Raw genomic sequence first — 18,381 nt, forward strand, 5'->3', positions numbered from 1 at the left:
CGCTGGGAGAAGAAGGTCGCCAATTATAAAGCCTTGCTATTTCTGGCCTGTGCCCACATCGTTTGGAAACGCTCAATCATTTTCGGATAGGCTCTAAATGTGCAGATAGGTCGAATAATGGTACAAACCAATATGAGTAAACGGGCGAATTACAGTGATGATTAGAGGACACAATCAGTGTGATGGATTTATTGTCAAATCAATTGATATCGTCCCGGAATTCTATAAAAACGGAATAGATCGTGGTGCGTTACATTGGTAGACCAATGTTGGTCGCTAACTAAAATCAACGATCTATGGAAACGATGCAACACGAACACAACCACACAGATACCTGCTTCGACTGTGCGGAATCCTGCGAACGCTGCGTGACGGCTCTGCTGGAAATGGGTGACGAAGACAGCAAAGGCCACGACCTGACCGCCTGCATCAAACTCTGCCGCGACTGCGCCGACATCTGTACCCTCTGCGGTCGACTGGCGGCCCGGGGGTCGCAGTTTATGCAATCCTACATGCAGGTTTGCGCCGAAGCCTGCGAAGCGTGTGCCGCCGAATGCGAAAAACACGCCGATCATGTCGCGCATTGCAAAGCCTGTGCGGAAGCCTGCCGGAAGTGCGCCGAAGAATGCCGTTCGATGGCAGCCTAAGGCCAGTTTACGGTAATCTGTTTTCGGTTTACCGTTCTGCCGGAAGACAGTTCTCTGTACCATACTCCGCAAAAAAAGCCCCTCTCCCGTTTTGGGAGAGGGGTTGGGGTGAGGGATCTCTTGCCGAGAGGGGGCAATCACAACAACTACAACCTATGAAAAACATATTCCTGCTTCTTCTATGCCTAACCACCGCTCTGTCTGCGCAGGCACAGCATGACCACCATGCCGGACATGCCATGCCCGGCATGAAAAAAACGGGTACTGACAGCACCAAGGCCGGCATGTCCATGTCGGACATGGACATGCATATGACGAATTATGGCCTGACGATGGATACGAGCATGTCGGGTATGACGCATTCGCTGTCGCGCAACCTGCCCATGAATCGGAACGGGTCGGGAACGTCGTGGCACCCCGACAACACGCCGATGTATGCGTATATGACGCCAACCGCGCCCAACGGCTGGACGTTTATGATGCATTACGCGATTTACCTGCGCTATACGGCGCAGAACAGCAACAATCCCGATGGCCGGGGGCGCGCACAGCAGTTCGGCGCTCCCAACTGGTTTATGGGTATGGCGCAACGCAAGGTGGGCCGGAAGGGGCTGTTTCAGGCACGGGCCATGCTCTCGCTCGATGCGCTGACGGTGGGTAACGGAGGCTACCCGCTGCTGTTTCAGACCGGCGAAAGCTACCAGGGGCGCCCCCTGATCGACAAACAGCATCCGCATGATCTTGTCTCGGAACTATCCGTCAGCTACACCCATGCGTTTAGCCGCGATATCGACCTGTATGGCTATCTGGGCTATCCCGGCGAGCCGACGGTTGGACCGCCCGTGTTCATGCACCGCATCTCGGCTTTCGGCATCTCCGACGCTCCGTTGAGCCACCATTGGCAGGATGCAACCCACATCACATTTGGCGTCGCAACGGTTGGCTTTCGGTACAAATGGGCGAAGCTCGAAGCGTCGACGTTTAAAGGACGCGAACCCGATGAGAATCGCTACGACTTCGACCGCCCCCGTTTCGACAGCTATTCGTACCGGTTATCGGTCAACCCATCGCCGTCGCTGGCGCTCCAGTTTTCGCAGGGCTATATCAAAAGCCCGGAAGTACTGCATGGCGATGAAGATGTGCTTCGCACGACAGCATCAATATTACATAGCAAAGGGCTGGGGCCACAGCGCTACATCACCTCGGCCTTCGTCTACGGCCTGAACGGACATATTGGCGACGGCCATACATCGGGTCGGCCCGAAAACTCGTTTCTGGCTGAGAGCAGTTTGCAACTCGACCGAGTCAATTTCTTCGGTCGCTACGAAAACGTTGGTAAATCGGCTGAAGAACTGGTGCTGTACAATCCGACGAGTTCAGCTACCGACGCATTCCGTACCAACCCCGTGCTGACCATCAACAGCCTGACGTTGGGGATGAACTATCGATTAGTCCAATACAAAAATACGGACCTGGTGCTGGGCGCACAGACGACACTGAGTATGCCCGATCAGCTGTTGCAACCCGTGTATGGAAACATGCCGATTTCGGGTCAACTTTATCTGCGGCTGTCACCAAGTCTGATGACGATGGCGTCGATGCATACCATGCACAGCACGAGCCGTCGATCCATGCACGGAATGCACCATTAAGTATAAAAGTTTGTTTGACAGTGAGACCCATCTGCGGATGTACACGTCAAACGGTAGATCGTACACGTTAAACCAATAATCCAATGATTCGTAACCTGATTCTGACCGCTGCTACCACGCTGCTATTACTCGGCAACACCTTCGCCGGACCCCGCGACGACAAGGAGAAAGAAGTAAAAATCAAAACGTCGGCCGTGTGCGGTATGTGCAAAGCCCGCATCGAACGTAACCTGGCCTTTGAGAAAGGCGTCAAGGAAGCGACTCTCGACGTGAAATCGAAAGTCGTCACGATCAAGTATAACCCGGCAAAAACGGACGTCACCAAACTGAAAGCAAACATCAGCAAGACGGGTTACGACGCGGAAGACGTAGCCGCCGACGAAGCGGGCTACAACAAACTACCCGGCTGCTGCAAGAAAGATAGCGATATGGGGCATCAGTAAGATGCTGAATAAGAAATGATTGCTAACAAAAGAGGCCCGGTTCGTTCGAACCGGGCCTCTTTTGTTAGACCTAAAAGGTTTCAAAAAACCTTTTAGGTCTGTCAGTAAGCGTTCAACCCGCTATCGAGAAACTTGACGAAGTTTTCGGGCTCGCGAACGGCTCCTTGTGGAGTTACGAGTTCCTTGCCGTTGTTGTCCAGCAAAACATAGTACGGTTGCGAATTGGTATTGAACCGACTGGCCTGTAGATCACTCCACTGATTGCCGATTGTCCGAATTGTTTTCCCGCTATAGCTCGATACGCGTTGCTCCGCAGTAGGCAATTCGGTCTTGTCATCGACGTATAACTGAATCAGTACATAGTCGTTACGCAGGCGTTTCAGGACGTCGGGCTTTGGCCATACGTTAGCTTCCATCTGGCGGCAGTTGACGCAGGCATGTCCGGTGAAGTCTATCATGACGGGCTTGTTGACCTTCTTAGCGTAGGCCATTCCTTCCTCATAATCGAAGAATGCGTTCAGGCCCAGTGGTGCTTCGAAGATGTCGCCGTATTTCTTTGGTACTGCGCTTTCCGATTCAGCCACCGGAAAGCCACCCAGCGAACGGGTGTAGAGATCGAAATCCTGCGTTTGCTGCGGGGGCAAGAAAGCCGATACCGATTGCAGCGGAGCACCCCAGAGACCTGGAATCAGGTACAGCGCAAACGCCAGCGAAATAATCGACAGAAACAGCCGGGGAACCGAAATGCTGGTCAGTTCGCTGTCGTGCGAAAAGCGAAGTTTACCCAGCAGGTAGAAGCCCATCATACCGAAGATGATCACCCATAACACCAGGAACACTTCCCGGTCAAACCACTGCCAGTGGTAGGCTAGGTCGACGTTGGACAGGAATTTCAGCGCCAGCGCCAGCTCTAGGAAGCCCAGCGTTACCTTCACCGAGTTTAGCCAGCTACCCGATTTGGGCAGCGACGTCATCCACGACGGGAACAGTGAGAACAGCGTGAAGGGGAGCGCGAGGGCCAGCGCGAAGCCGAACATCCCCACCGCCGGACCGAGTAATTCGCCCATCGAAGCGGCCTGTACGAGCAGCGTACCGATGATCGGACCGGTGCAGGAGAAGCTGACCAGCGCCAGCGTGGCCGCCATGAAGAAGATCCCAATCAGGCCACCCTGATCGGCTTTGGCGTCCATCTTATTGGCCCAGCTCGTGGGTAGCATGATCTCGAACGCGCCAAAAAACGACGCGGCAAACACGACCAGCAGTAGGAAAAACGCGAAGTTGAAAATGCCGTTGGTCGACAGATCGTTCAGAGCATCGGCCCCGAAAATAACCGTAATCAGCAAACCCAGCGCCACGTAGATGACAATGATCGACACGCCGTAAATCAGCGCGTTGCGGATGCCTTTCGCCCGCGTACCCGACTGCTTGGTAAAGAAGCTGATCGTCATGGGCAGCAGCGGGAAGATACAGGGCATGAAAATAGCCGCGAATCCACCGACCAGCCCGGCCAGAAACGTCACCCACAGGGAATCTTTTACTGGTTCAGGCGTCGCAGTATCTGCCACAGCATCAACGGTTGCCGCCTGGGCTGTGCCGACCGTAGCAGATTGCGATGCAATCTTAGCCGTATCGGCGGGAGCAACGGCGGGCGTCTGATCGACGGGCGTAAACTCAATGTCGTCGGTGGAAATAGTATCCTGCGCCCAGAGTGGCTGAACGGCCGACAGGCTGATAACTACCCAGACCAGCGCGATCCACGCCCGGCCTGCGGATAGCATCCGAAGGTAATTCATGAGACTGACAGCTTAGTTGTTAGTTGACGGGGATACTGAAGGCGACTTCGTCGGGGGGCAGGCATTTCTGATCGTTGCAGCTCATGTATTCCAGTTTACCCTTCACCGTAACGGGGCCATTTCCTTTGAGCTTCACTTTCTGCTGGAAAACGACCGTGTTCTCGAAGTAGCTTACCTCCATGTCGAAGGTCTTCTCCATCTTGGTAATGGGCTTCGGCTCCTGCGTTTTGCCAACCAGCGTATAGGTCGGTGATGGGTCGAACGTGAACGACGTCTTGATCGGGCCACCATCCTTTACGGTCTGCGAATAAATGTGCCAGCCTTTGTCCACCGTTGCTTTCAGCAGCACGACGGCTTCCGTGGGGCTGGTTTTCTTGGCGGCATAACTCCAGTGAACCGGGTTGATGATCTGCGCTTTCGCGGATACGGTTGCCAGCAGAACAAGGCTGGCCAGAAGAAACTTTTTCATGGGGGTGTACGGGACTTTCTAGAGCCTGTCTGTGTAGACAGTATACGCTACTAACCTATATCGACGCAAATAACGTTCGGTTTTGGCTGTATAACATGTCGGGTTGCTCTTTTTCTTCGATACCGTAGAGACCGAACGAGCTATTGGTCAGCAGCCGTTTCTCCGGTAGATTATTAACGCTTCTTCGATAAATTCAGTAGCAAACTTTGTAATTCCTGATTAATCAGACGGACTGACGACTGTAACTGATTGAGCATATTGGCCCGTGTGTGCAGATCGTCGGCCCGGTACGGCCCCCCCCCGCCGAAGTACAAAGCACGCTCCGCATCGGACGTGCCCGACAGCACGTAGTCGAGCCACCGCTGCCGGATGTTGTGGGCGATGGAATACTGCTGACTGTTGCTGAACGCTTTCTCGTTCAGCACGTACCAAACGGCCGGCGAATAGGTCGTTGACGTCTTTTTCTGCTCCCAGACGTCGGTCAACAGGTTGCGTTGGTGCTGAAACGGCACGCGCTGATTCGATGAAAAGGCCGCTGCCCCCCCGAGCGCAGCACTGACAAGCCCCCCGCTGATACCCGTTATCTTATCGGCGTTATCGCCGGAAATAAACGCCGTAATAACGGTTGTGATCGCACCGACCACGACCGAGCCAATCGTCAGTCGGCGGATGCGTCGGTCATCCTGCTCATCGAGGTACGTCGCCAGTTGATCGGCCCGTTCGCCTTCGCAGTCGAGTTCGGCCGCGAGGCTGGCAATCTGCGTTTGTACCGACAACAGGCGGGTCAGAATCTGCTGTCGAATCTGCTCGTCGTCCTGAACCGATAACTGATTCGGCTGCGCGAGTTGCTGGAGCTGTGGGATGATAGCAACCGCGTTAGCGACCAGCAGATCGTGCCGCGAAAACTGACGTGCCAGGGCAGGCGACAGCGCCAGTGCCGAGTCCAGATTGGACAGGGGTTGTGCCGCTGCGTCGTACTGGTAGGGTAGGGGCGGATCGCAGTAGGTATCGAATGTGGCGGAGCGGCTGAGGTGCGGTTTAGCCGACGAACAACCCTGCAAAAGCGCGGAGGTAGCCAGAAGAATAAAACACAAGCGGAGATAGATCGACGCGAACACGAACCTGGTGACTTGATGGGTGAACGACAAACCTACGCGGTTCTAAACAAAATCAGTTGGAATCGGTCATCTAATGCGTAGCTTGCCGTTGCCTTATGACCTACAAAAATACCCTCGCGTTCGCCCAACAGCTCGATCAGGCCGATACACTGGCTCCCTTCCGCGACCGTTTTTTTATTCCCAAACGCGACGGACGTTCGCTTATCTATCTCTGTGGTAACTCACTGGGACTGCAACCCAAAGCCGCCCGGCAGGCCCTGAATCATGAACTCGATACCTGGCAAAATCTGGGGGTAGACGGCTGGTTTGAACAGGCCGACGAGCAGCAGCGCGAAGGGGCGGGGCGACCCTGGCTAAACTACCACGAAAGCTGCAAGCAGGCACTGGCCGATATTGTCGGGGCAACCTACGACGAGGTATGCCCGATGAACGCGCTGACGGTGAACATCCATCTGTTGCTCGCGTCGTTCTACCGACCTACGGCGACGAAATATAAGATACTGACAATCAAGGGGGATTTTCCGTCGGATCAATATGCGCTCGAAACGCATGTGAAGCACCGGGGTTTTTCGCCTGCTGATGCCATTATCGAAATAGCACCCCAACCGGATTCGGGTTTAATTCATACGACTGACATACAGCAGGCCATTGCGGAGCATGCCGACGAGCTGGCGGTAATCTGGCTGAGCGGACTTAACTACTATACCGGTCAAGTGTACAACATGGCTGCGTTGGCCGGCACGGCGCAACAGCACTGCATTCCCATCGGTCTCGATCTGGCCCATGCCATCGGGAACGTACCGCTCCGCCTGCACGACTGGGGGGTCGACTTTGCGACCTGGTGTTCGTATAAATACCTGAATAGTGGTCCCGGTGGCATTTCGGGTGTGTTCGTGCACCAGAAGCATCACGAACAAAAGCTGCCCCGGCTGGCGGGCTGGTGGGGCTACCGGGAAGCCGAGCGGTTTCAGATGACGCCCGGTTTCGTGCCGGCCGCCGGTGCCGACGGCTGGCAGATCAGCACACCACCGATTCCGGCACTGGCCCTCCACCGGGCTGCGCTGGCTATTACGGCGAAAGCCGGCTTACCGGCCATGCGGCAGAAAAGCGAACATCTGACCGGTTTTCTGGCCTATCTCATCGCGCAGCACGACGCGATTCAGCTACTTACGCCCGACGACGTCAATCAGCGCGGTTGCCAGTTATCCCTGCTGGTTCGTCAGCGCGGCAAGGCATTGTTCGACCACCTGATCCAGGACGGTATCATCGGCGACTGGCGCGAGCCCAACTGCATCCGGCTGGCTCCCACCCCCCTGTACAATACCTTCGAGGAGGTCTGGCACGTAGGGCAGTCGCTACGCCGGTTTTTTAGCCGCGTTGGCTAGCCGCTGCCGTTCTTCCAGCAACAGTGTCGCTCCTCGGTAAATGTTACGGACGCCTTCCTCAATCTGAGTCCATCCCTCGTCGGTGCTCAGCTCAATATCGAGCATACTGCGTTTCTGCTGGCTCATAAACGTCAGAAACGACATGGCGCTGATGATGATCGCCGAAAAGGAGCGGCCGGTTTTGCTGTTGAGAACGTCGGAAACGCTATCGATCAGCTTACGGAGCTGCCCCTCCCGCTCGTGTATCAGTGGGTTTATAAACGAGTCGTTGCCCATCAGGTTGGCCTTGAGGAATTGCTGCATCTGCACGTCCTGCCGCAGCCGTCTGTACTCCCGCAGCGTAACCTCGCACAGGATGGTCATGATCTCGGCAATCGATTTTTCTCTCAGGTCGTCAATGTTGACAGTCAAGTCGGTACGGGACAGGCAACGCCGTTTGTAGTATGCCTGCAGCAGCCCATCGAGACCACCGAAGTACCGATAAATTAATATTTTGGTAACACCCGCCTGACGCGAAACCCGGTTGATGCCCACCTGTTCGAGGCCGCTGTGCGTGATGATATGGTCGACAGCATTGAGTATGCGCTGCTCTGTTTGGGTACGGTCCCGCTGCATGGATAGGGAGAATAAGTATACACAAGCTCCACAAAGTAGGTACAACTGGTAATGCTGACAAATTAAATTTGCGCGCTGGTCCCAGTAAACAACCGTTAATCGGTGTGTAGAATAGCCGTCTGATTAAAGCGTACGTTGCGTTTCAATCCTTCCAGTTTGGTGCGCTTAACGGCCGATCGGCGGAATACTTCCCGGAATACTTCTTCCGTAATCTCTTCCCAGTCGGTTCGGCTGAAGGTCGCTAAGTCCGGATGGGGCGCAAACGCCGGCGTCTGATGCGGTCGGGAAAACCGGTTCCACGGGCAGACGTCCTGACAGATGTCACAACCAAAAATCCAGTTGTCGAATTTGCCCTGGACCTCCGTCGGAATTGCGTCTTTCAGCTCGATCGTAAAGTAGGATATGCACTTGCTGCCGTCGACGACGTAGGGGCCGACGATGGCGTTGGTCGGGCAGGCGTCGATGCAGCGGGTGCAGGTGCCGCAATAGTCGGCGATAGGGCCATCTGCTTCTAAATCAATATCCAGAATCAGTTCGGCGATAAAGAAAAACGAACCGATCTGCCGATTGATGAGGTTGCTGTGCTTCCCGATCCAGCCCGCGCCCGACCGTTTGGCCCAGGCTTTATCCATCACTGGGGCCGAGTCGACGAATACCCGCCCGCCTACCTCGCCAATAGCGGTGTCGATAAACGTCATCAACTCCTTCAGCTTGTCTTTGATGACGAAATGGTAATCGGTACCATACGCGTATTTCGATACCTTGTAATCGTCGTGCTGCTGGGGGAGCGGTTCCTCCGGGTAGTAGTTAAGCAGGACCGTCACGACCGACTTGGCACCCTCGACCAGCAGCCGGGGATCGAGCCGCTTGTCGAAATGATTGGCCATGTAGTTCATCTGCCCGTGCATACCGTTTTTCAGCCAGGCTTCCAGCCGAGGAGCCTCCTCCTCCAGAAAGTCAGCCCGGGCAACCCCGCAAAAGTCGAAGCCAAGCTCGACGGCCTTCGCTTTTATAAGCTGCGTATGACGTTGAATCAATGAATGCATGTTGTTGGATGAAGAACTGACTAGGTAACGCTGGTAAGCGGTCAAAAATTCGACGTGCTGTTCCAGAGGGGGCGTCAGTAGAACCGACATAATGGCAGGATAACAGACTTTGGCCGGTCTTTTGCGCAGGAATGCCTATGAATTTCTGGAAGCGAAACAGATACTCAACCATGACCAATCCCGAACAAATGGACGAACAGTCCACACCCGATACACAACAAGCTGACAACCTGACCACCGACGAGCTGAACACGGACGAAGCCGTGACCGTAAATGGTGGCGACCCGGCGGAGGCCGGCAGTGCTACTGACAAAACGACGTCAGAGCTGGCAGAGTTGAAAGATAAGTACCTGCGCCTGTACGCGGATTTTGAGAATTTCCGTCGGCGCACCGCGAAAGAAAAGCTGGATATGATCAACAGTGCCAACGAAGGATTGTTGAAATCACTCATTCCCGTCATCGACGATTTTGAGCGGGCAAAGCAGTCGATGGATAGCACGGACGATATAACCGCCGTGAAAGAAGGTGTCGATTTGATCTACACGAAATTTACGAAAACGCTGGAAAGCAAGGGGTTGAAGCCGATGGTGTCGAAAGGAGAACCGTTCGACGCTGATCTGCACGAGTCCATCACCCAGTTCCCGGCACCCAGCCCCGATCTAAAAGGTAAAGTAATTGACGAAGTGGAAAAAGGCTATTACCTCAACGACAAGGTAATCCGCTTCGCCAAAGTGATAGTAGGAAACTAAAAACAATGAGTGAATGAGTGATTGAGTGACTGAGTGAATAGGCTGACGCGATCGACTTATTCACTCAATCACTCAATCACTCATTCACTCATTCAACCATATGGCAACTAAGCGTGACTATTACGAAGTTCTGGGGGTCGATAAAGGCGTCTCGGCGGACGATCTGAAAAAGGCGTACCGGAAGATGGCGATCAAGTATCACCCCGACAAGAACCCGGACGATCCCACCGCCGAAGAAAAATTCAAGGAGGCAGCCGAAGCGTACGACGTACTGAACGACCCCCAAAAGAAAGCCCGCTACGATCAGTTTGGTCATGCCGGAATGGGTGGTGCGGCCGGTGGCGGTTACGGCGCTGGCGGCCCGTCGATGGATGATATTTTCAGCCAGTTCGGCGATGTATTCGGCGATGATTCCCCCTTCGGTAGTTTCTTCCGGGGCGGACAGGGCGGTGGACAGCGGCAGCGCGTTCGGCGTGGGTCCGACCTGCGGATCAAGCTAAAGCTGAACCTGCAGGAAGTTGCCAACGGCGTTGAGAAAAAAATCAAGGTGAAGCGGCACGTTACCTGTACGACCTGTGGCGGCAACGGTTCTAAAAACGGGACGGCTGTGCAGACCTGCTCGACCTGTAGTGGTACCGGTCAAACCCGCAAGGTTGTCAATACAATGCTCGGACAGATGGTGTCGACCAGCACCTGCCCGACTTGTAACGGTGAAGGTAAGCTCGTTACCGACCGCTGCGACGTTTGCTTCGGTGAAGGGCGCGTGTTGCAGGAAGACGTTATCCCGCTCAAAATTCCGGCGGGCGTGGCCGAAGGTATTCAACTGTCGGTTGGTGGCAAGGGGAACGTACCGCCCCGTGGTGGCGTTGCCGGCGACCTGCTCATCGTTGTGGAAGAGGAGGAAGATCCCGATCTGAAGCGCGACGGCAACAACGTGGTGTTCGACCTGTACGTCAACTTCGTAGATGCCGCAATCGGGACGAGTGTCGAAGTGCCAACCATCGATGGAAAGGCCCGCATTACGCTGGAACCGGGTACGCAGAGCGGCCGGATTCTGCGCCTGAAAGGCAAAGGGATTAAAGAACTGAACGGCTACGGTCGGGGCGATGAACTGGTACACGTCAACGTATGGACACCCAAGAGCCTGTCGTCGGAAGAGCGAAACATGCTGGAAAAGCTGCGTAACTCGCCCAACTTCCAGCCCAAGCCAAACAAGAACGAGAAAGGATTCTTCGACAAAATGAAGGACTTCTTCCACGGTTGAATGAGTTGATTACCAAGTCAGTGAATACGAAAAGCCCTACGACGGGGCTTTTCTGGTATTCGGTAGTTTCGTCGGTGAGCCTGCTTTCCCAGTTATCAAGTACGATTGCGTTATGAAAACCCTTGTCTGTACGACGCCCGGTCAGCTTGACTACCGTGTCGATGAAATGCCCACCCTGCAACCCGGCCAGGCCCTTGTGCGTATCCGGCGTGTGGGTATCTGTGGTACCGATCTGCATGCTTTCGATGGTACGCAGCCGTATTTCAGCTATCCACGGGTACTGGGTCACGAACTGGCGGGCGAACTGGTTGCTGTCGATGGCGACACGACCGCTACCGTCGGCGAAACCGTGACGGTGATGCCTTACTTCCACTGTGGCCGCTGCGTTGCCTGCCGGGCTGGTAAAACCAATTGCTGCGAACGGTTGCAGGTAGCGGGGGTACACATCGACGGGGGAATGACCGAATACCTGGTTGTGCCAACCTACGCGCTGTTGCCTAGCAACGGGCTGAGCCTTGACGAACTGGCGCTGGTCGAGCCACTGGCCATTGGGGCGCATGGTGTCCGGCGGGCGGGCGTTCAGCCGGGTGAACACGTACTGGTGATGGGCGCAGGGCCGATCGGACTGGGCGTGATGGCCTTTGCCAAGCTGGCTGGCGCTACGGTTACCGCCCTCGATCTGGCTGATAACCGGCTGGCGTTCTGCCAACAGCAGTTGGGTATCGATCATACGGTGCATGCTCGCTCCAACGATGCCGTCGAACAGATACGAGCCATTACCGGGGGCGACATGCCGACCGTTGTAATCGATGCCACCGGAAGTCTGAAAGCCATTGAGCAGGGTTTTACGTACCTGGCCCACGGTGGGCGGTATGTACTGGTCGGCCTACAGCGGGGCGATATTTGCTTCAGCCATCCCGAGTTTCACAAGCGGGAAGCCACGCTGATGAGCAGCCGTAACGCCACCCTTGTCGACTTTGAACAGGTGATGACGGCTTTGAAAACCGGGGCTATCGATGCCCGCACGTTTATTACCCACCGGGTTACGTTCGATGACGTAGCAGGTACGTTTGCCGGCTGGCTGGACCCGTCGGCGGGTGTCATTAAAGCTATGGTCAGCTTGCCTTAAAGCTGCGCAGTTTTTAACACGGAGGCACAGAGCGCACCGAGTTTTTCTCCGTGTTCTCGGTGCCTCCGTGTTAAAAACTATTCCTCGTCTTTCAGCGACTGCATGTCGATGACGTAGCGGAAGCGCACATCTTCAGCCTGCATCTTATCAAAGGCATCGTTGATGTCCTGCATCTTAATCATCTGCACTTCCGGACGAATGTCGTGCTTGGCGCAGAAATCGAGTATTTCCTGTGTTTCGGCGACACCACCGATCAGCGAAGCGCCGACGCTCAACGACTTCTTGGCAACATTCATATTGTTGGTGGCTTTGGCATAGGGAGCCAAAAGACCCACCGTGACGATCGAGCCCCGACGTTTCAGCAGTGGAATGTACGGATTAATGTCGAACTCGTCCGGGATGGTGCAAAGCAGAAATTCGTATAATCCTTCGTGCTCGGTCATTGCGTCGGTGTCGGTCGAAAGCAGCACGTCCGATGCGCCGAGTGCCAGCGCAGCTTCCCGCTTGTCTTTGTTTGTCGTGATCGCCGTTACCGTTGCCCCCATTGCCTTGGCGATCTGAACAGCCATGTGGCCAAGACCGCCAATCCCGATGACACCCACGCGATCGCCCGGTTTAACGCCCCAGTGTTTGAGGGGTGAGTAGGTAGTGATACCCGCGCAGAGAATCGGCGCGGCTACCGACGGGTCGATAACGTCGGGGATGCGCAGCACGAATTTCTCCTTGACAACCATATTGGTCGAGTAACCACCGTAGGTATTGAAATCTGATCCGTCTGGTTTCCAGTAGCCATTGTAGGTTGCTGTCCAGCCTACCGGTCCTTCGCAAAACTGCTCTTCGCCTTCTTGGCAAGGCGCACAGTGCTGGCACGAATCGACCATGCAGCCGACCCCGACGATGTCGCCCACCTTGAACTTGGTTACGTCGACACCCGTCTGCGTCACCCGGCCGACGACTTCGTGGCCCGGTACGCAGGGGTAAAGCGTATTGCCCCAGTCGTTGGCTACCTGATGCAGGTCGGAGTGGCAGACACCGCAGTACAGAACGTCGATCAGTACCTCATCGGCTTTGGGAGGCTGCCGGTCGAAATCCATTTCCTTAAGCGTTTTACCGCCGATCAGTGCGCCCGAAGCACCGTATCCTTTTGTCTTGATGGCAGTGTTCTGCCCGCTTTCTGTTGCAACCATGACGTCGAGTTATTGTATAAATTGATTGGGTACAATTGATGTACTAACTCGAAATAAGTCTACCGGTTTTCAGTACTTAGCTACACGGCTGAAAAGTAATTTACCGGGAATAAACAGACCCGCAGCGGGAGAGCCGTTGCGGGTCTGTTTAGCGGTAGATAGCAGCGATCAGCTTAGCGCGCTACTTCGATTTTGTACTTCTTACCCTTCATTTTCTCCTGACCGATTCGGGCGAGCAGCGCAGGGACTTTCGAGGTTTTTACAGCGGCAAACGACATAAAATCCTGCACGTCGATGCGCCCCAGATCGCCTTTGTCCAGCCCACCTTTCTGGGAAAAGAACCCGACGATATCGACCTTGTTGACTTTGTTTTTGCGACCACCACTGATGTACAGCGTCTGGAAATCGGGCGGAGCAGGCAGCGGGAGCGTCCCGCCGGGTAGTTTGAATTCAGGCAGCTCGTCGGGCAGGTAATCGGGGTAGGGCTCGTCGGGGTGCAGTAACAGATAGACCGTTCCCGACGCGTGCATCCGGGCCGTTCGGCCGTTTCGGTGCACAAACTCCGGCTCTTTGAGCGGCAGGTGATAGTGAATGACAAATTTCATTTCGGGAATATCCAGCCCACGCGCGCCCAGATCCGTTGTGACCAGGTAGCGCACACTGCCGTTCCGAAACAGAATCAGGGCGCGTTCCCGGTCGTCCTGTTCCATGCCGCCGTGGTAAGCGCGGGCGTAAATACCCCGCTCGCCCAGCAGCGCGCAGGTTCGGTCGACGGCTTCCCGGTGGTTACAGAAAATCAGCGCGGGTTCCGAATCGAGCGTACACAGCAAATCGACCAGGCTGTTGATCTTGTCTTTCTCCGATGCCTGAACCACGGCCATCGTCAGCGAACGGGGCACGGCTTCATCGGCAGTGAACGTCAGCGTCGTGGGCGACTGAAGACCGACGAAACCAGGGATGCGGATACCGGCCGTGGCCGACACCAGCACCCGCCGGCGTAGATTGCGCAAGCCATCGATGATATACGCCATGTCGTCCTGAAACCCCAGCGTCAGCGACTTGTCGAACTCGTCCAGAATCAGCGTGTGGATGCCGTCCAGCGCGAACGACCGGCGGTTGACGTGATCGGCGATGCGGCCGGGCGTGCCGATCAGCAGGGCCGGTGGATTGCTCAGGTTTTTGATTTCGGTATCGACCGCGTGGCCGCCGTAGCAGACGTTGACCTTGTAGCCCGTTGCCATCTTTTTCCAGACCTGCTCGATCTGAATGGCCAATTCGCGCGACGGCACCAGAATCAGGCATTGCACGGTCGTGCTGTCGGGCGAGAGCAACTGAAGGAGTGGCAGCAGAAAAGCGACGGTTTTGCCTGAGCCGGTCGGGGCCACCAGAAACGTATCGGTCGGGCCGGGAATGGCGGTCTGCGCAGCTTCCTGCATCGGATTCAGCGCCGAAATCCCCAGATTGTTCAGTAGCTGGTCTTGTTGTTGGGTTGCGGTCATGCAGCAAAAATACGCCAAATAGCCGGGTGCGTCGTCGTTGAGTCGGTCGGCTATCTGGCGTAGACTGGCTAAAACGTGACGGTATCGGGATTGAGCCCCGAGCCGCCGATGTAAGGCAGTTGATTGATCGTCTGCATGTCAGCATCCGTCAGTGTGAAGTCCAGCACATCGAGGTTTTCGCGGATACGTTCGGGCGTTACCGACTTGGGCAGCGGAAGCGTTCCGTTTTGCAGGCACCACCGGATACACACCTGCGCCACCGATTTACCGTAATTGGCTGCGATGCCGGTCAGCGTTTCGTCGCCCAGCATCTTACCCGTACCCAGTGGCGACCAGGCCTGAACCAGTATGTCGTGGGCGGTACAGTAATCGACCGTTTCGGTCTGTAGCTGACCGGGGTGGTACTCGATCTGATTGACCATCGGTGCAACGGTAGCTGTTTTGGCCAGCGCGTCGAGATGATGGGGCAGGAAGTTACTGACGCCAATTGCCTTGATTCGGTCGTCGTTGTAGAGCTTCTCAAACGCCCGCCATGTCTCGGCATTGATCGTTTCCCAGTCGCTGAACTGCTTGGCATTGGCGGGCCAGTGAATCAGATACAGGTCGAGGTAATCGAGCTCCAGCTTGCGCATCGACTGCTCGAAGGCGTTCAGCGTTTTGTCGTAGCCGCGCTCGGTATTCCAGAGTTTGGTGGTAATGAACAGTTCCGACCGGTCGATGCCACTGTCGGCGATAGCCTGTCCGATGCTGACTTCGTTACCGTAGGCCGCTGCCGTGTCGATATGCCGGTAGCCAGCCTGTAGCGCCGTCTTGACCGAGTTCAGGGCTGTGTCACCGTCGGGTGTTTGCCAGGTGCCGAAGCCGATCTGTGGGATTGTCACGCCGTTGCTAAGCGTATACGTGGGGATTGTTGTGGGCATTGTTTGTAGAGGGAAAAGAAAAAATTTCTCTAGTGAAAGAGTCGCTTATAAAAGCATATAGTGTAACCTGACGATCGATGGTCAGCCATAGTGGACCGAACAGGCTGCGGGCATGGTGCTGGCAAGTTATGGGTGATTAGTCGCTGAACAGTATAGTAGTGTGTATAGATGGCAAGTTAATTGGCTTGTCCATTGTCATCGATGGATAAACTGGCTAATTGGCCACCGTTGCAAACAATCCGGGTTACGACTACTAGCAACACAGAGGGAAACGTGTAGTTATATTTTTAGCTGTTTTTTTATCAATGAGTAGTAGAAGCGTCGGTTTGCATGATCGCGTCTTTATCAAATTACCCCAGTGTACATGAAGACAAAGTACTTCACATACACTGGGGTAACGATTCACCTTTAGATGAATTTACGAGTGCTTATCGTTCTTTTAGGCTATGAGGCACGTATCAATTAGGTGCCTGATTCGTGTCAGAAATCCAGTTCGGCCGCAGCGTGCTGATACCTGGGTTATTCCGGTTCTGCGGACTCAGACTGATTTGAGAAATGGTCCCGTCCCAACCGTTACCACCCATTTGAATAGCGTACGTTTGCGGTGAGCCATTACCAGTTAGGGTCACTTGTTTCGTTTGTGCGCCGGTGTTGGCATCCGTTTGTCCAGGTTTTAGCCAGCTAACATCCAGGTTGAGCGTACCCGAGAAAGTTAAGTTTACGTACAACGTAGATAGGCTAGATGATGGCCAAGAGCCAGTAGGCGACACGAGTTTAGCGGAATAACTGGTGACCCCATTGTCTGTGTGCGAATCACCGATATAGAAGACCATATTGCCATTCTCGCGGATGAAACGTCCATTGACACTGGCCCAACCTTGGCGTTTGCCATTGTTGAAGCTGAATTTAAATGGACGCAGCGCTACCGAAGAACTGTTGTACCACGACCGGAAATTCGCTTCTGAGCCCACATATACGTAACCCGAGTAAGCAGTTGTACCCGAGTTGTCCATGTCTGTGTAAAGGGATGCATCCATGTAACTAGCGGCATTACTCACGTAGTTGTCATCGCCTGTGTCGATAAATTGCTTCCCTTTAAAGCATGAATTATACGGGGTAAACAGCACCAACGTATTTGGGCCGTTACTACAAGCCATCCAACACTCACTGGTCAGCCTAGGACCTGTGTCACTCTGATTATTAGGTGCTTGAATAGGCGTCGTGATCGAGGTAGAAGCTTGGTTGGCTTTAGGTGCACCCGTGTATATTGTCTGGTTGTACATGTTCGCTAATACATACATAGCGATACCCTCTTGCTCGCGACCTTCATATTTCCGCTGCGTATCAGTCCGGAAATTATCGATAATAACAAAATAACGCAGGAATTTTCCCTCCAGCCAATACCAGCAATGCGTTTTTACTTCAGCTAGCTGCCGATCCATCGACCAATGGTATGGTTGCACTTGCGCGTAGAGTACCTCCCCATAGCCGGCTACTGTCTTACGTTGATAAAACAGAATAGGCGAACTATGGAAATTCCGGTCACCCCCCATATTGGGATTCCAACCAGTATCATCACTATTCGTGCCCACAAAACCCGTCTGTTGACCACCCTGATAGTAAATGTCTTGGTTAGACCCTCTTGGTGTACCATATACGCTGTAGAATAAGGCTCGACCTTTGTCCCACTTCTCCGGGGTTGATGGCGTAGCGAAATCTGCACCTCCGCTGGCGTTAATCAGGTTTTTTGGGTTGGCATTGTCTTCTGATAGCCAGAATCCCGTTGCCCCAATGCTATTATGAATACCGTACTTAATCTGCCCGTTCGAGATAAACTGCGGAGTTAGAGCGGCCCAGCTACTGACTTGGTTGTTATCAGGCACGAAGGGTGCCAGCGCCGTCAATTCAGACAAGGAACCCTCGGCGAAGCCACCTACCATCGTTGCTGTTGACGTACCACAACTAGTGGGTGAGTTGGCCGTTTGCTGGGTCGAGCAACTGCCCTGGCTAGCCGTCACCACTACGTTGGTGCCCACCGGCACGTTCACCACGCTACTGCCCTGCACACTGCCCGCGCTGGCCGTGACCGTCGCACCCGACTGGGCCGTGAAACCCACCGAGTACACGCTACTGCCCGTGCAGCTGGGCGTGCCCAGCACCAGACTAGGCGCGCTCGAGCAGCCGCCCCCCGTGAGGCAGAACCGGTCGAGGTTGAAGCCGCCCTGTCCGCTGCCCTGGATGCGGATGGTGTTGCTGCCCGCGTTCAGGCTCACGTTCAGGCTGGCCTGCCCGTAGGGACCCGTCTGACGGCTCAGGCCCGGAGCGCTCACCGTCTGCACCGTGCCCCCGTTGACGACCACCCCCATCACTGCCTGGGCGTCGCCCGAGACGTAGCTCAGCTGCAGGCTGTAGCTGCCCGCAGCGGGCACGCTGCTGACCGAGTAGCTCATGTACTCGCCCGCGCT

At 54.9% G+C, this 18,381-nt stretch carries 16 protein-coding genes; 7 read left to right on the forward strand and 9 right to left on the reverse strand.

What is annotated here, in order from left to right:
• The first annotated feature begins 296 nt into the window (after positions 1 to 296).
• From CLV58_RS27240 to CLV58_RS27250, 3 genes are all read left to right on the forward strand, one after another.
• Positions 297 to 647, forward strand: coding sequence for a four-helix bundle copper-binding protein (locus CLV58_RS27240; protein ID WP_106141003.1), 351 nt, complete (start codon positions 297 to 299; stop codon positions 645 to 647).
• A gap of 155 nt (positions 648 to 802) precedes the next feature.
• Positions 803 to 2,299, forward strand: coding sequence for a hypothetical protein (locus CLV58_RS27245; protein WP_106141004.1), 1,497 nt, complete (start codon positions 803 to 805; stop codon positions 2,297 to 2,299).
• An 83-nt stretch (positions 2,300 to 2,382) separates the two neighbouring features.
• Positions 2,383 to 2,742, forward strand: a complete 360-nt coding sequence (locus tag CLV58_RS27250; RefSeq protein ID WP_106141005.1) for a heavy-metal-associated domain-containing protein — start codon at positions 2,383 to 2,385, stop codon at positions 2,740 to 2,742.
• Between the two features lie 101 nt (positions 2,743 to 2,843).
• On the opposite strand, the gene CLV58_RS27255 is transcribed toward CLV58_RS27250, so the two are convergent.
• From CLV58_RS27255 to CLV58_RS27265, 3 genes are all read right to left on the reverse strand, one after another.
• Positions 2,844 to 4,535: a protein-disulfide reductase DsbD family protein gene (locus tag CLV58_RS27255; RefSeq protein ID WP_211300917.1), complete on the reverse strand. Its 1,692-nt coding sequence runs from the start codon at positions 4,533 to 4,535 to the stop codon at positions 2,844 to 2,846.
• Positions 4,536 to 4,554: 19 nt separating this feature from the next.
• The gene (locus CLV58_RS27260) at positions 4,555 to 5,004 is read right to left on the reverse strand and encodes a protein-disulfide reductase DsbD N-terminal domain-containing protein (RefSeq protein ID WP_106141006.1); all 450 of its coding nucleotides are present in this window, start codon (positions 5,002 to 5,004) and stop codon (positions 4,555 to 4,557) included.
• A 173-nt stretch (positions 5,005 to 5,177) separates the two neighbouring features.
• Positions 5,178 to 6,098, reverse strand: a complete 921-nt coding sequence (locus CLV58_RS27265) for a hypothetical protein (protein WP_245882485.1) — start codon at positions 6,096 to 6,098, stop codon at positions 5,178 to 5,180.
• Positions 6,099 to 6,217: 119 nt separating this feature from the next.
• Here CLV58_RS27265 and kynU point away from each other — a divergent pair, with 119 nt between their 5' ends.
• The gene (gene kynU, locus CLV58_RS27270; RefSeq protein WP_106141007.1) at positions 6,218 to 7,507 is read left to right on the forward strand and encodes a kynureninase; all 1,290 of its coding nucleotides are present in this window, start codon (positions 6,218 to 6,220) and stop codon (positions 7,505 to 7,507) included.
• On the opposite strand, the gene CLV58_RS27275 is transcribed toward kynU, so the two are convergent.
• Together CLV58_RS27275 and queG are read right to left on the reverse strand one after the other, a co-directional pair.
• Positions 7,478 to 8,122 (reverse strand): TetR/AcrR family transcriptional regulator, encoded by a 645-nt coding sequence (locus tag CLV58_RS27275; RefSeq protein WP_106141008.1) that lies wholly within the window; start codon positions 8,120 to 8,122, stop codon positions 7,478 to 7,480. The genes kynU and CLV58_RS27275 overlap by 30 nt on opposite strands.
• Positions 8,123 to 8,217: 95 nt before the next feature.
• Positions 8,218 to 9,168 carry a tRNA epoxyqueuosine(34) reductase QueG gene (gene queG, locus CLV58_RS27280; protein WP_106141018.1) on the reverse strand — a complete coding sequence of 317 codons (951 nt, stop codon included), beginning with the start codon at positions 9,166 to 9,168 and terminating at the stop codon, positions 8,218 to 8,220.
• A 170-nt stretch (positions 9,169 to 9,338) separates the two neighbouring features.
• Between queG and CLV58_RS27285 the strand changes: the two genes are divergently transcribed.
• The 3 genes from CLV58_RS27285 to CLV58_RS27295 all read left to right on the forward strand — a co-directional run bounded on the left by CLV58_RS27285 (position 9,339) and on the right by CLV58_RS27295 (position 12,310).
• Positions 9,339 to 9,917 carry a nucleotide exchange factor GrpE gene (locus CLV58_RS27285; RefSeq protein WP_106141009.1) on the forward strand — a complete coding sequence of 193 codons (579 nt, stop codon included), beginning with the start codon at positions 9,339 to 9,341 and terminating at the stop codon, positions 9,915 to 9,917.
• Positions 9,918 to 10,017: 100 nt separating this feature from the next.
• Positions 10,018 to 11,181, forward strand: a complete 1,164-nt coding sequence (gene dnaJ, locus CLV58_RS27290) for a molecular chaperone DnaJ (RefSeq protein WP_106141010.1) — start codon at positions 10,018 to 10,020, stop codon at positions 11,179 to 11,181.
• Positions 11,182 to 11,293: 112 nt separating this feature from the next.
• Positions 11,294 to 12,310 carry a zinc-binding alcohol dehydrogenase family protein gene (locus CLV58_RS27295; protein ID WP_106141011.1) on the forward strand — a complete coding sequence of 339 codons (1,017 nt, stop codon included), beginning with the start codon at positions 11,294 to 11,296 and terminating at the stop codon, positions 12,308 to 12,310.
• Between the two features lie 77 nt (positions 12,311 to 12,387).
• Here CLV58_RS27295 and CLV58_RS27300 read toward each other — a convergent pair whose 3' ends face one another.
• From CLV58_RS27300 to CLV58_RS27315, 4 genes are all read right to left on the reverse strand, one after another.
• On the reverse strand, positions 12,388 to 13,497 hold the full coding sequence (locus CLV58_RS27300) for an NAD(P)-dependent alcohol dehydrogenase (RefSeq protein ID WP_106141012.1): 1,110 nt from the start codon (positions 13,495 to 13,497) through the stop codon (positions 12,388 to 12,390).
• A 173-nt stretch (positions 13,498 to 13,670) separates the two neighbouring features.
• Positions 13,671 to 14,996: a DEAD/DEAH box helicase gene (locus CLV58_RS27305; protein WP_106141013.1), complete on the reverse strand. Its 1,326-nt coding sequence runs from the start codon at positions 14,994 to 14,996 to the stop codon at positions 13,671 to 13,673.
• 68 nt (positions 14,997 to 15,064) lie between these two features.
• The gene (locus tag CLV58_RS27310) at positions 15,065 to 15,916 is read right to left on the reverse strand and encodes an aldo/keto reductase (RefSeq protein WP_106141014.1); all 852 of its coding nucleotides are present in this window, start codon (positions 15,914 to 15,916) and stop codon (positions 15,065 to 15,067) included.
• A gap of 458 nt (positions 15,917 to 16,374) precedes the next feature.
• Positions 16,375 to 18,381, reverse strand: a 2,007-nt coding sequence (locus CLV58_RS27315) for a carbohydrate-binding protein (protein WP_146141566.1), incomplete at its 5' end; no start/stop codon positions are given.

This window comes from Spirosoma oryzae (genome assembly GCF_003002825.1).
In the GTDB taxonomy this organism is placed as follows: Bacteria; Bacteroidota; Bacteroidia; order Cytophagales; family Spirosomataceae; genus Spirosoma; species Spirosoma oryzae.